Genomic DNA, 14049 nt, shown 5'->3' with positions numbered 1-14049 from the left:
ATATGAGCAGATGGCCCGATCTCGTGGCGATCGAACTGCTCGTGGCCGTCGCCGACCACGGCAGCTTGTCGGCCGGCGCCCGATCCATCGGTATGGCGCAACCCAACGCCAGCCGCTCCGTGGCGCGGCTGGAACGGCAACTGCAGATACCCCTCCTGCGTCGCTCGACCGCGGGCTCCACACTCACTCCAGCGGGCCTGCTCACCGTGGAGTGGGCGCGCCGATTGCTCGAAGCCGCAACCGAACTGACGGATGGCGCTGCTGCCCTGCGCGTCGACCACTCAGCCGAGATCACTGTCTCGGCGAGCCAGACGGTGGCCGAACATCTGCTGCCGCTGTGGTTGTCGCGGTTCCGGTCGGTCCATCCAGAGGTCACGGTGAAGGTCAGCGTCCGCAACACGCTCGGCGTCGTGGAGGACCTGCTCGCCGGCCGTTGCACGGTCGGCTTCGTGGAAGGTCCGAATCCGCCACGCGGTGTGCGTCATCTGGTCGTTGCGCGAGACGAGCTCGTGCTCGTCGTCGCCCCGGCCCACCCGTGGGCCGCGCGCAGCGAGCCGGTGACAGCCGACGAACTGCGCGAAACACCTTTGGTGACAAGGGAGGTGGGGTCGGGCACGCGGGTAGCCCTCGACGAGGCTCTCGGCACACCTGTCCGGCCTCTGCTCGAACTGCCGAGCAATGCCGCTGTCCGGGTGAGTGTCGCAGCTGGCAGTGCTCCGGCGGTCTTGAGCCGGCTGGCCGTCGACGACGCCGTCGCGGCCGGAACACTGTGCGAGGTGCCGATGGAGGGACTCGCCCTGCGACGCTCGTTGCGCGCTGTCTGGAGTGGTCCTCGCAGGCTCTCCGGAGTGGTGGCGGATCTGGTCTCGGTCGCCTCGGCGCCGCCGGTCAGTCGCGCACCGCAGTCACCCAGACCGGAATGACGCCGCGCACGACCTCGGTGCCATCGGGCAACGCTCCGCTGACCCGGATGTCGACCTGGTGCGGCACGGGCTTGTCCCAGTCCGCCGGATCGGTCTGCGCCACACACTCGACGGCTGCCGTCACCTTGGCGAGATACTCCAGCTGAATGCCTTTGGGAATCCAGCGCGTTCGCGGTTTGACGCTGGCCTCGGCGAGCAGACCCATCGCGGCTTCCATGCCGTTGGCGACAGCGATGGCGTGCATCGTGCCGAGATGGTTCTGCACACCCTTCCAGTTACGGATCCGCACCACCGCGCGGTTCGGCGCCATGTCGACGACCTGCGGTTGCACGGAGGCGAAGTACGGGGCCTTGAACATGTAGCCCAGCGAGAACAAGCGCCGCCCGAACGGTTTGCGGCTCGCCTTGCGGTACATCGCGTAGGTCGGATTCATGACCGCGACCCTACTGCCCGGTAACCATGCGGTCGCTCCCTACCCGACGCAGCGTCATACCCGGACGCCGACCACGTCGCGCACGACCCGGTCGACGTTCAGCCCCTTGGCCTCGAACCTGGTGCGGATCCGGCCGTCGAATCGTGGCGCGAAGCCGCCGTGCTCGCCGCGCGGATCGACCTCGACGTCCCCGGGGTCGGCCAGCCGCCCGGCATACGGGTTGACCAGACGTGGGCATCCCTCGACGACGTCACGCAACTGCCACGCGTAGTCGGACCAGTCGGTGGCAAGGCGCCAACTACCCTGCGGTTCCAGCAGATCGGCGATCCGGTCGGCGAACTCCGGTTGCACCAGGCGCCGCTTGTGATGCTTGGTCTTCGGCCATGGGTCCGGAAAGAACGTCCACACCTCGTGCACGCTGCCGGCATCCAGCATCGTCGGCAGCGCCTGCGCGGCATCGGCGCAGATCAACCTGAGGTTGCCGACACCGTCGTGCACCGCCTTGGCGATCGTCTGCGCGACACCGGGTCGCCATACCTCAATGGCCAGGAAGTCGTGGTCGGGATGCCGGGCCGCCGCGTGCACCACGCAGTCGCCGGAGCCAGAGCCGATCTCGACGATCAACGGAGCCCAGCGCCCGAAGTGCGCCTCGACCTCGAGCCGGAATCCGGGATCGACAGTGGTCCCCTGACCGTCCATCGGCACGTCGATCAGGTATGCCGCAGCGTGTCGTTCCATCGCCCGGTGATGCCGCGGGGGCATCCGCCCGCCACGACGCGTGAACGATCGCGTGCGCGCCTGCGGGCGCGAATCCTGCTCTGACACCTACTTCTTCGCCTTCTCGGCGTTGCCGCCGGTACCGCCGTCCTGGGAGAGCGCCGCGATGAAGGCCTCCTGCGGAACTTCGACCGAACCGACCATCTTCATTCGCTTCTTGCCCTCCTTCTGCTTCTCCAGCAGCTTGCGCTTACGGCTGATGTCGCCGCCGTAGCACTTGGCAAGCACGTCCTTACGGATGGCGCGGATGGTCTCGCGGGCGATCACCCGCGCACCGATCGCGGCCTGGATCGGCACCTCGAACTGCTGTCGCGGGATCAGGTCCTTCAGCTTGGTCGCCATCATGACGCCGTACGAATAGGCCTTGTCCTTGTGCACGATCGTGGAGAACGCATCGACCTTGTCGCCCTGGAGCAGCACGTCGACCTTGACCAGGTCGGCGACCTGCTCACCGTCGTTCTCGTAGTCCAGCGAGGCGTATCCGCGGGTCTTGGATTTCAGCGCATCGAAGAAGTCGAAAACAATCTCCGCCAACGGCAGGGTGTAGCGCATCTCGACGCGCTCCGGAGACAGGTAATCCATCCCCCGAAGCATCCCGCGGCGCGACTGGCACAGCTCCATGATCGAGCCGATGAACTCCGAGGGCGCCAAAATCGTTGCGCGCACAACGGGTTCGGTGATCGATGCGATCTTGCCCTCGGGAAATTCGCTGGGGTTGGTCACCACGACCACCCGACCGTCGTCGAGAGTCACGTCATACACCACGCTCGGCAGGGTGGAGATCAGATCGAGGTCGAACTCGCGCTCCAGGCGTTCGCGCACGATCTCCAGGTGCAGCATGCCCAGGAAGCCGACCCGGAAGCCGAACCCGAGTGCAGCTGAGGTCTCGGGCTCGTAGACCAGCGCCGCGTCGTTGAGTTTCAGCTTGTCGAGCGCATCACGCAGGATCGGGTAGTCAGAGCCGTCGATGGGATACAGCCCGGAGTAGACCATCGGCTTGGGGTCACGGTAGCCGCCGAGCGCGCTCGTCGCGCCGTCGCGAGCGGAGGTCACCGTGTCACCGACGCGCGACTGGCGCACGTCCTTCACACCGGTGATGAGATAGCCGACCTCGCCGACCCCCAAACCCTTGGCGGGCTCGGGCTCCGGTGAGATGACACCGATCTCGAGCAGCTCGTGGGTCGCCTTGGTCGACACCATCTGGATCCGCTCGCGCGGGTTCAGCTGGCCGTCGACGACCCGCACGTAGGTCACGACACCGCGGTAGGTGTCATAGACGGAGTCGAAGATCATTGCGCGCGGCGGCGCATCGGCGTTGCCAACCGGCGCAGGCAGCTTGGTCACGATCTCGTCGAGCAGTTCCTCGACGCCGGCTCCGGTCTTGCCGGACACCTTCAGCACATCGGCCGGATCGCAGCCGATGAGGCCGGCGAGCTCCTCGGCATACTTCTCCGGCTGCGCCGCCGGCAGGTCGATCTTGTTCAGCACCGGCACGATCGTCAGATCGTTCTCCATCGCGAGATAGAGATTGGCCAGCGTCTGCGCCTCGATCCCCTGGGCCGCATCGACCAGCAGGACGGCGCCCTCGCAGGCGGCCAGCGACCGGGACACCTCGTAGGTGAAGTCAACGTGCCCCGGGGTGTCGATCATGTTGAGGCAGTAGGTCGTTCCGGAGGCTTCCCACGGGATGCGCACCGCCTGACTCTTGATGGTGATGCCGCGTTCGCGCTCGATGTCCATGCGATCGAGGTACTGCGCACGCATGTCGCGCTCCTGCACCACGCCGGTGATCTGCAGCATGCGGTCGGCCAACGTCGACTTGCCGTGGTCGATGTGCGCGATAATGCAGAAGTTGCGGATCAGGTCCGGCGGCGTCGCGGCAGGCGGCAGCGCAGTGCGGGCCATGGGTGACAAGACATACCTCGGGGGTAGAGCTGAAATCGGGTTGGGCCAGTCTCCCATGACCCCAGTCACGTCAACCAATCGCGAGCGCTCGTCACCTCCGTCGCTCGGGCTCGTCTTGTTACCGACCGGTAGCGAAAGCAGTCATTCCGTGCTAGCGTGACCGAAATCACGCTGTCCCAGTGACGAGAGGTTCTGAAGATCATGCGATTGGCCGCCCGACGAAGCATCCTCGCGGTTGCAGCAGCCGCAACCGCCGTTGCCACCACCGTGGCCGCGTCCCCCGGCGCCAGCGCCGCACCGATCTGGACGCTGCACTACACGGCAAAGGTCTCCACCTACGTCAAGAAGCCCGGCAAGACCGTGAACTTCACTGGCACCCAGACGACGATGGTCGACATCGGCGCTCTCAAGAACAACGTGAGCGCGGCTCTGAGCCTCAAGCCGGGCACCATGACGGTCGACCTCCCGCTGATCCCGGGTCTGGTCACCATTCCGGGCATCGCCACGGCGACCCTGCAGATCGAGCCGACCGGCCCCGCGAAGGGCAATTTCGACAGCGGCAACATCGACGTGACGCAGTACTTCAATGTGCAGGTGACCAAGCTGACTCCCCCGGTGCTGAGTTTCGTCAATCTGGTTCCCGACACCTGCAAGACGGCCACACCGGCCTCGATGCACCTGACCGGCAAGATCACCAACATCTTCTCGCCGTTCTCCATGCACACGACGTACACCCTCCCGAGCTTCGCCAATTGTGGTCTGCTGACCGGTGTCATCACGAGCCTCACCTCCGGCTCGGGCAACACCGTGACTGCGACCTTCACGCCGGCCGCTGGGTGACCGGATTCCTCCCCGGAACTGAGTTGCCCCCGAGAGAGATCTCGGGGGCAACTCAGTTCTGTTGGAAATTCGGTATGCCGCAGCCGGGCGATCCGCGCTCGGGACGTTGCGGTCAGGCCGCCACGCTGCGCCGGGCGACCAACGCCGACGTCGCGGTGACGAACAGCCCACCGACGGCCAGCATCGCACCGAACCTGCTGGGCCACTCGTAACCCAAACCCGACGCCAGCACCACGCTGCCCAGCCAGGCACCGAGCGCATTGGCGATGTTCAGCGTCGAGTGATTCAGCGCGGCGGCGAGTGACTGCCCCTCGTGTGCGACGTCCATCAAGCGGGTCTGCAACATCGGCACCAAGATCGACGGCAGCAGGCCGAGAAGCAGCACCGCCACGATTGCGGTGACCTTGTGCTGCGCCAAGGGTCCGAATGCCGCGAGCATGACGGCGATCGCGATCAGCGAGAGGAAGATTCCGCGCAGCATGCCGATACGGGCAACGCGGCCCGACAGCACGGTGCCGATCGTCATACCGACCCCATAGACCATCAGGATCAGCGGCACGACGTCGCTGCTGAATCCGGCAAGCTTGGTCATCGTAGGCGCGATGTAGGAGAAGGTGGCGAACATCCCACCGAATCCGACGGTCCCGATGCCGAGGGTGAGCCAGACCTGCGGTTTGGCCAGGGCGCTGAGCTCGCTGCGGGCGGATGCGGCCGAATCGCCGTCCTGCTTCGGCACCCACAACGCGACGACGGCGGCAGTCGTGATGGCCAGCAGTGCCACCAGCCCATAGGGCCACTCCCACCCGAACTGCTGACCCAGCAGCGTCGCCACCGGCACGCCGACGATGTTCGCGACCGTCAGACCGGTCAGCATCATCGACACCGCCCAGGTGCGTCGCTGTCGGTCAACCAGTCCCGCGGCGACCACCGCGCCGATGCCGAAGAAGGCACCGTGTGGCAGCCCTGCGACGAAGCGCGCAATCATCAAGGTGGCGTAGTTCGGCGCGAGCGCGGAGGCGATGTTGCCGGCGGCGAAGGCCACCATCAGCCAGATGAGCACGTGTTTGCGTGGAGCCTTGGCCGCGATCGTGGCGATGGTGGGCGCACCGACGACGACACCGAGCGCGTATGCCGACACCACGTGCCCGGCCGTCGGAATCGAGATGCCGACCCCGGCAGCGATCTGCGGAAGCAGCCCCATGGTCACGAATTCCGTTGTGCCGATGGCGAATCCGCCGAGCGCGAGAGCGAGGATGGCAAGATTGACGTGACTGCCGGCCGGAGCCGGACCGATTGCATCCGCCGCTTCGTCGTCGCAGATGTCGTGGAGGGCGGCTTGCTCGGTCACAGATCAAGTCTTCCGGTGGGATGGGGTCTCTGACGAATCCGGCCAACGCGTTGGATTCGTTGCCTCCGGAGTCGGCGTCGAGTCGGCGTCGAATCGGCGCCGAGTCCACGCCGAGTCGGCGCCGAGAAATCCGGTTGCGATTCCTTGCTCACAACAAGCAGGCTCGGCGGATGCTTCCCAGTCGTCGCTGGCAGCGAACTCACCCGTGTGAGGCCATACCGAGGCGGCCATCCGTTCGAAGCGGATGCGGCGGCATCCACAAGTCGCCGATGCGGCGGCACGCGTTGGTCTGGCCACTGCGGACGAAGGCCATGGGCCACGAGATGTCGGCATTGGTCGGAACCGCCAGCGGGAACCGGCAAAGACCGACATCTCGTAAGCGCGACTTGAGCGGGAGCTGGCAAAGACCGACATCTCGTGCGCGCAGCACACCCCGGAACCGGCGAAGATTGACATCTCACGACCAGCGCCAGTCCACACGCCGACGCAGCGAGAAACTGCACGCAGGACGGGCCACCCGACACACGTCACCAGGTTGCGGAGCACGAAAGTCGCCGATCCGGTCGAACTTCCCACCTCATGTACATCACAAGCCCCATTGGCATCAGCAGTCACACGAAAGTCGCCGACGCGGCGACGCGCGTTGGTCTGGCCACTGCGGACGAAGGCCATGAGCCACGAGATGTCGGCATTGGTCGGAACCGCTAGCGGGAACCGGTAAAGATCGACATCTCGTGCGCGCAGCACACCCGGGAACCGGTAAAGATCGACATCTCGTGCGCGCAGCACACCCGGGAACCGGTAAAGATCGACATCTCGTGCGCGCAGCACACCCCGGAACCGGCAAAGACCGACATTCTCACGACCAGCGCCAATCCACACGCCGACACAGCGAGAAACTGCACGCAGGACGGACGACCCGACACACGTCACCAGATTGCGGAGCACGAAAGTCGCCGATTCGGTCGACCTTCCCGCCTCATATACATCACAAGACCCATTGGTACCAGCGGTCACACGAAAGTCGCCGATACGGCGAGTTTGTCTGGACCAGGCGACCGACCCGGTGCGGCATACAGCGCATCCGCCGTTGGCCCGCACCCGAGGCTCAGCCCGCGAGGTCCGGTGCCCGGTGCCTGCTGCTCGCCACGGTCGCGCGCGCCACGATCGCGCTCCCCGCGCCCCGTGACTCCACCCGGCGAGGGGGTATGGTTTTCCACGGAGCGAGCCAATCTTTCCGCATTGCGAAAAGCGATGCGACAGCTAGGAGGTCTGCATGTCCGACTCATCCACCCTCGCCACGCCGGAGGGTGTGCAGGTCACCGGTCCGATTCAGGAGCGGTATGACGAGATCCTGAGCCCCAAGGCGCTCGACCTGGTCGCGACCCTGCACCGGGATCTCAACGGACGGCGACTGGAGGCCCTGCGAGCGCGACAGGCCCGAGTCGAGGCCGTCGCTGCGGGCGAGGATCTGCACTTCCTGGAGGAGACACGCAGCATCCGCGAGGACGACAACTGGCGGGTCGCTCCCCTGGCACCTGGCCTGGAGGACCGTCGGGTCGAGATGACCGGTCCGACCGATCGCAAGATGGTCATCAACGCGCTGAACTCCGGCGCCCGCGCCTGGCTCGCCGACCAGGAAGACGCCAACACCCCCATGTGGGGCAACGTCGTCCAAGGCCCGTTGAATCTCATGGATGCTCTCGACGACAACCTCGACTTCACCAGTCCGGAGGGCAAGGAATACAAGCTCGTCTCGGCAGACAAGCGGCCCACGATCATCGTGCGGCCCCGCGGTTGGCACCTGCCCGAGAAGCACATCACCGTCGACGGTGAGGAGACCTCGGGCTCGCTGGTGGACTTCGCGCTGTACTTCGTCGCCTGCGCGCAGAAGCAGATCGACCGGGGCAAGGGACCGTACTTCTACCTGCCGAAGATGGAGAGCCACCTCGAGGCGCGCATCTGGAACGACGCCTTCGTTATCGCCCAGGACGCCATCGGCATCCCGCAGGGCACCATCCGCGCGACCTGTTTGATCGAGACGCTGCCGGCTGCGTTCGAGATGGAGGAAATCCTCTACGAGCTGCGCGAGCACTCCTCCGGTCTCAATGCCGGCCGGTGGGACTACCTCTTCTCGGTCATCAAGACCTATCGCACCCGAGGGGCGGATTACATTGTGCCCGACCGCAATTCGGTGACCATGACAGTGCCGTTCATGCGTGCCTACACCGAACTGCTCGTGAGCACCTGCCACAAGCGTGGGGCCTCCGCGATGGGCGGCATGGCTGCATTCATCCCGAGCAAGGACGACGCCGTCAACACCGCGGCCTACGAGAAGGTCACCGCCGACAAAACGCGCGAGGCCAACGACGGATTCGACGGCTCGTGGGTTGCGCATCCGGCGATGGTCGACACGTGCTTCCAGGTGTTCAACGACGTGCTCGGCGGCAAGCCGAACCAGATCGAGGAGAAGAAGCGCGAGGACGTTCACGTCACGGCCGAGCAGATCCTCGACGTGAAGTCGACGCCCGGTGATGTCACCTCGCAGGGACTGCGCAGCAACATCGACGTCGCCCTGCAGTACCTCCGCTCCTGGCTGGCCGGCCGCGGTGCCGTGGGCATCCACAACCTGATGGAGGACGCAGCGACCGCGGAGATCAGCCGTTCCCAGATCTGGCAGCAGATCAAGAACGACGTCGTCCTCGCCGACACCGGTGAGCAGGTCACCAAGGAGATGGTGCTCGCACTCGTCGATGACGTCATCGCCGAATTGCCCGGCGAGGCAAGCGATTACGACGATGCAAAGGCGACCTTCCTCGAGGTCGCGGTCGCCGACGACTACGCGGACTTCCTGACGCTGCCGGCATACCGACGGATGCCGTAACACGATGTCCGACGCGTCGGGGTCGATCGCAGCCGTCACCGAACGACTGCGATCGACCCTGCCGTCCGACGCGGTCATCACCGACCCGACCAGACGAGCGGCATACGACTGCGACGGTCTGCTGCACTACCGGGTCACCCCCGCGGTCGTCGTGCTCGCGCGCGACACCGACCAGGTGCAGGCCGCAGTCCAGGCCTGTATGACGCACGGCCTCCCGTTCGTCGCTCGCGGCTCCGGCACGGGCCTGTCCGGTGGCGCGCTCCCCCACGCCGACGGGGTGCTCATCGTGATGAGCGGATTCCGTGAGATACGAGAGGTTTCCGCGCGCGACCAGCGCGCCGTAGTCGATCCAGGCGTCATCAATCTGCAGATCTCGCAACGCACTCGCCCCGACGGCTACTACTTCGCGCCCGACCCGTCGAGTCAGCAGATCTGCACCATCGGCGGCAACGTCGCCGAGAACTCCGGCGGAGCGCACTGCCTCAAGTACGGCTTCACAGCGGCACATGTGCTCAGCCTCGACGTGGTGACTCCTGACGGCGACCGCTTCGCCTTCGGCACCCGCGCGCCGGACGCCCCCGGGTATGACGTGCTCGGCGCCTTCGTCGGCTCCGAGGGCACGTTGGGGATCGCAACCTCGGCCACCGTCCGCTTGTTGCGCACCCCGGAGACAGTGCAGACCTTCCTCGCCGGCTTCGCCGACACCGACGCTGCCGGAGCCGCCGTCTCGGCGATCATCGGCGCAGGCATCGTGCCGGCCGCGATCGAGATGATGGACGCCCTCGCGATCGAAGCAGCCGAAGCGGCCGTCGCCTGCAACTATCCGGCCGGTGCGGGTGCAGTGCTTGTCGTCGAGCTCGACGGGCCTGGGGCGGAGGTCGACTCGGAGCTGGCCGCCGCCGAGCAGCACTGCCGCGAGCACGGTGCCTTCGAGATCCGCATTGCTGCGGATGACCAGGAGCGCCAAGCGATCTGGCGCGGCCGCAAATCGGCCTTCGCGGCAGTCGGACGCATCAGCCCCGACTACATCGTGCAGGACGGCGTCATCCCGCGCACCGCGCTGCCAGAGGTGCTGCGACGGATGAAACAACTCGCCGACGACGGTGGCGTGCGAGTGGCCAATGTGTTTCATGCCGGCGACGGAAACCTCCACCCGCTCGTGCTTTTCGATGACGCAGTGCCCGGTCAGGCGGACGCCGCCGAAGAGACCTCCGGCGCCATCATCGACCTCTGCCTCGAGCACGGCGGCTCGATCACCGGCGAACACGGAGTCGGCTCCGACAAGGCGAAGCACATGCCGAAGATGTTCACCGAAGACGACCTCGACACGATGCAACGCATCCGCTGCGCGTTCGACCCGACCGGAATCTCCAATCCTGGCAAGGTCTTTCCCACCCCACGCCTGTGCGGCGAGGTGCCACGACGACACAGTGCGTCCGACGACTCCCGCACGCCCACCACAACTGCCGGCGTGGAGATCTTCTGATGGGATTGCTGAACGCATTGCGCGGCGCAGACCTCGACGTGCGCGCTGCCGTCAGCGCGGACACCGTCGACGGCCGGTTGCCACGCCTGCTGGTCCGACCGCGCTCGACGCAGCAGGTCAGCGCCCTTATGAGCATCGCGACCGAGCACGATGCCGTGACCATCGTTCGCGGGCACGGGACCAAGCTGACCTGGGGCGCGCCCGCTCCGGAGGCCTCGATCCTGCTGGATCTCAGCCTGATGAACCGAATCCTCGACCACCAGCCTGGTGACCTCATCGCCAGCGCCGAGGCCGGCGCCGCGATCGCTGACCTCCAGGCTGCGCTGAGCAGCCGAGGACAACGTCTCGCGGTGGACACCATGGTGCCCGGCACGACCGTGGGCGGCCTCGTCGGCAGCAATGTGAGCGGACCGCGACGCGTGCACACCGGCACCGTGCGCGATCTGCTGATCGGCGTGACCATCGTGCTGGCGGACGGGACGATCGCACACTCCGGCGGAAAAGTCGTCAAGAACGTCGCCGGATACGACCTGGGCAAATTGATGACCGGGTCCCACGGAACTCTCGCGGTCATCACCGAAGCGACCTTCCGCCTGCACCCCGAACCCACTGCAACCAGGTGGCTCTCAACCCGTATCGCCACGGCTGACCTCGAAACCGTGCTCGCTGCGGCGTGCGCGTCCGTCGTCGCACCATCGGCAATCGAAATCGACTGCAATGCACCCGATTCCGCCACTGTCGCGATTCTGGTCGAAGGCACGGGTGCCGGTGTCGCGGCACGTGCCTCCGCCATCAGCACGATGCTGGCCGCCTTCGATCTCGGGCCGGACGACCACGACCAAGCGAAATCAGGCCTCGGCGATGCGCAGGACTGGACGCTGCGATTCCCGTTCACCACAGGCGGCACGCAGGTCGGCCTCAAACTGACGGCGGCTCTCGGCGGAGTGGTCGAGGTGTGTGCCGCTGCCGTGGCGCACGGGCTGCACGTGCGCGGATCGGCAGGCGCCGGAGTGTTGTATGCCGCAGCGCCGACCTCGATCACCAGCGCCGAACTCACCACTGTGCTCAGTGAGCTGCGCCCCCTGACCGCTCGCCTCGGTGGAACAGCCGTCGTGCTCGACGGGCCACGCGACATACGTTCCGAGGTCGATGTCTGGGGGCCGGTGAACGGGCTGCCGGTGATGCGTCGGCTCAAAGATCAGTTCGATCCAGGACGACTGCTTGCTCCGGGCAGATTCGTGGGAGGCATCTGATGACCGACAGCGACATCGCAGCGCCGACAGGCGCTTTCGACGACTCCAACCCACCCTCAGCCGACCTGATCTCGGACTGCGTCCACTGCGGCTTCTGCATGACGACGTGTCCGACCTACACGCTGTGGGGCGAGGAGATGGACTCGCCGCGCGGCCGGATCCACCTGATGAAAGCGGGGCTGGAGGGTGCTCCTCTGACCGACACGATGGTCGGCCACTTCGATGCCTGCCTGGGCTGTATGGCGTGCGTAACGGCCTGCCCGAGTGGGGTGCAGTACGACCGCCTGCTGGAGCAGACCCGCGCACAGGTGGAACGCCGCCACGAACGCACACCCGCCGAAAAGGCTCTGCGTGCAGCTATTTTCGGACTCTTCCCGTATCCGGCACGGCTGCGGTTGCTCCGTGGCCCGCTGCGGGTCATGCAGGTGACCCGGCTGGACCGCGCGTTGCGCCGCACCGGGCTGCTCGACCGGTTCCTTCCCCAGGTCGCGGCCATGGAACGGCTGACGCCTGCGCTCGGCTCGCGCAACCCCCGACTGCCCGACGACATTCCCGCCCTCGGCCCGACGAGGGCCACGGTGGCCATGCTGACGGGATGCATCCAGGACGCGTTCTTCGGCGACGTCAACGCGGCGACCGCCCGCGTGCTGGCTGCCGAGGGATGCCGGGTGCTCGTGCCGGCCGGTCAGGGGTGCTGCGGTGCACTGAGCGGACATGCCGGACGCGAGGACGAGGCCGTGCACTTCGCGCAACGCACGGTCGATGCCTTCGATGACGCGCGACTGGGCGTTCCGTGTGATTACGTGGTGACCAATGCAGCCGGCTGTGGCAGCGCCATGAAGGACTACGGCCATCTACCGACTGACGAAAACGGTTCTGCGGACGTCAGATTCAGCCAGTTCGGCCATCGGGTGCGTGACCTGGCGGAACTGCTGGCGTCGCTCGGCACGGTCGCCGAGCGGCATCCACTGCCGCTGAAGGTGGCCTATCACGACGCCTGTCACCTCGGCCATGCGCAGGGAGTCCGCGACCAACCGCGCGCTCTGCTGCGCGAGATTCCTGGCCTCGAGTTGCTCGAGATCCCCGACGCTGCGATCTGCTGCGGGTCCGCCGGGATCTACAACATCCTCAACCCCGAGCCGGCCGCGGAACTGGGCGAGACGAAGGCCCGCAACATCCTGGCCACCGGTGCCGACCTCATCGTCACCGCCAATCCGGGATGCATGATGCAGATCGCGACCGCGCTCGAGCGCCTGGGCCGACCGTTGCCGATCATGCACACCGCGTCGATCGTGGATGCGTCGATTCGCGGGGCCGGCGTCGACGAGTTGCTGGGCCGGACATGACCGCAAGCGAACGCCGCACCGGAGTGCAGTCGGTAGATCGCGCCCTGGATGTCGTCGAGGCTCTCGGCGATGGACGACCTCGTGGCATCAGCGAACTCGCCACGGCGACCGGGCTGTCCGTCGCCACAGTGCACCGAATCCTCACGACTTTGTCGGACCGCGGCTATTCGGTGCAGGTCGACGAACGCAAGTACACGGTCGGCCCGGCGGCACTGCGCCTGGCCGATCTGAGCCGCCAGAGCCTGGCCGACCGCGCTCTCCCCCATGCGAGACGCCTTGCCGCCATCTTCGGCGAGTCTGCGAATGTCGCGATTCGACGCGGCAATTCGATGGTGTATGTCGCACAGGCGCCGTCACCGCACTCACTGCGTATCTTCACCGAGGTAGGCCGCGTGGTGCCGATGCACAGCACCGCGATCGGCAAGGCGACCCTCGCAGCACTCCCGGGCGACGAGGCCACCGAACTGATCAGTTCGCTGTCGTTGCGCGCGACGACCCGGCACACCATCGTCACCGTCGCCGACCTCGAGGCCGAGCTCGACGGCATCCGTGAACGCGGCTTCGCCATCGACGAAGAGGAGCAGGAACTCGGCGTCCGGTGTGTCGCGGCTGTCGCCCCGGGTAGCGCTGCTCCCACCGTCGCGCTGTCGGTGTCGGGGCCCAGCGAGCGGTTCACCCGCCAGGTCGCCGAGGCCGCCGGACCAAGCGTCGCGGCTGCGGCGCGCGAGTTCGCCGAGGCACCTGCTGCGGGCTGAGGACGCCGTCGACGCGCCGTTCACGAGATCCATTTACCCGGTACCCGATGTTTCCGGTACCGCTCGTACCTTTAATCCGGTACTCTCGGGTACGACCCG

The 14049-nt window shown here is 66.4% G+C and carries 11 protein-coding genes; 7 read left to right on the top strand and 4 right to left on the bottom strand.

What is annotated here, in order from left to right:
* Positions 1-2 precede the first annotated feature (2 nt).
* Positions 3-923 carry a LysR family transcriptional regulator gene (locus BKA23_RS05670; RefSeq protein WP_145226295.1) on the top strand — a complete coding sequence of 307 codons (921 nt, stop codon included), beginning with the start codon at positions 3-5 and terminating at the stop codon, positions 921-923.
* On the opposite strand, the gene BKA23_RS05665 is transcribed toward BKA23_RS05670, so the two are convergent.
* From BKA23_RS05665 to lepA, 3 genes are all read right to left on the bottom strand, one after another.
* Positions 889-1356: a hotdog fold domain-containing protein gene (locus BKA23_RS05665; protein ID WP_145226293.1), complete on the bottom strand. Its 468-nt coding sequence runs from the start codon at positions 1354-1356 to the stop codon at positions 889-891. The genes BKA23_RS05670 and BKA23_RS05665 overlap by 35 nt on opposite strands.
* 54 nt (positions 1357-1410) lie before the next feature.
* Positions 1411-2094, bottom strand: coding sequence for a tRNA (guanosine(46)-N7)-methyltransferase TrmB (gene trmB / locus BKA23_RS05660; RefSeq protein ID WP_246104474.1), 684 nt, complete (start codon positions 2092-2094; stop codon positions 1411-1413).
* An 87-nt stretch (positions 2095-2181) separates the two neighbouring features.
* A complete protein-coding gene (lepA, locus tag BKA23_RS05655; protein WP_145226291.1) occupies positions 2182-4038 on the bottom strand; it encodes a translation elongation factor 4 in 1857 nt (618 codons plus the stop codon).
* Between the two features lie 201 nt (positions 4039-4239).
* Here lepA and BKA23_RS05650 point away from each other — a divergent pair, with 201 nt between their 5' ends.
* Entirely contained in the window at positions 4240-4878 is a 639-nt protein-coding gene (locus BKA23_RS05650) for a hypothetical protein (protein ID WP_145226289.1), read from the top strand.
* A 112-nt stretch (positions 4879-4990) separates the two neighbouring features.
* On the opposite strand, the gene BKA23_RS05645 is transcribed toward BKA23_RS05650, so the two are convergent.
* Positions 4991-6226 (bottom strand): MFS transporter, encoded by a 1236-nt coding sequence (locus BKA23_RS05645; protein WP_145226287.1) that lies wholly within the window; start codon positions 6224-6226, stop codon positions 4991-4993.
* Between the two features lie 1276 nt (positions 6227-7502).
* Here BKA23_RS05645 and aceB point away from each other — a divergent pair.
* From aceB to BKA23_RS05615, 5 genes are read left to right on the top strand one after another with little or no spacing between them, the layout of a single operon-like run.
* Positions 7503-9110, top strand: a complete 1608-nt coding sequence (aceB, locus tag BKA23_RS05640; RefSeq protein ID WP_145226285.1) for a malate synthase A — start codon at positions 7503-7505, stop codon at positions 9108-9110.
* Between the two features lie 4 nt (positions 9111-9114).
* Positions 9115-10596: an FAD-binding oxidoreductase gene (locus BKA23_RS05635; protein WP_145226283.1), complete on the top strand. Its 1482-nt coding sequence runs from the start codon at positions 9115-9117 to the stop codon at positions 10594-10596.
* A complete protein-coding gene (locus tag BKA23_RS05630) occupies positions 10596-11849 on the top strand; it encodes an FAD-binding oxidoreductase (RefSeq protein ID WP_145226281.1) in 1254 nt (417 codons plus the stop codon). Before BKA23_RS05635 ends, BKA23_RS05630 begins: the two co-directional genes overlap by 1 nt.
* The gene (locus BKA23_RS05625) at positions 11849-13195 is read left to right on the top strand and encodes a (Fe-S)-binding protein (RefSeq protein WP_145226279.1); all 1347 of its coding nucleotides are present in this window, start codon (positions 11849-11851) and stop codon (positions 13193-13195) included. The genes BKA23_RS05630 and BKA23_RS05625 overlap by 1 nt, the downstream gene beginning before the upstream one ends.
* Entirely contained in the window at positions 13192-13950 is a 759-nt protein-coding gene (locus tag BKA23_RS05615) for an IclR family transcriptional regulator (protein WP_170226384.1), read from the top strand. Before BKA23_RS05625 ends, BKA23_RS05615 begins: the two co-directional genes overlap by 4 nt.
* Positions 13951-14049: the final 99 nt, after the last annotated feature.

It is taken from the genome of Rudaeicoccus suwonensis (genome assembly GCF_007829035.1).
Taxonomy (GTDB): domain Bacteria; phylum Actinomycetota; class Actinomycetes; order Actinomycetales; family Dermatophilaceae; genus Rudaeicoccus; species Rudaeicoccus suwonensis.
The sequence above is the reverse complement of the archived record's forward strand: the minus strand, read 5'-3'. Positions and strand labels throughout refer to the sequence as shown.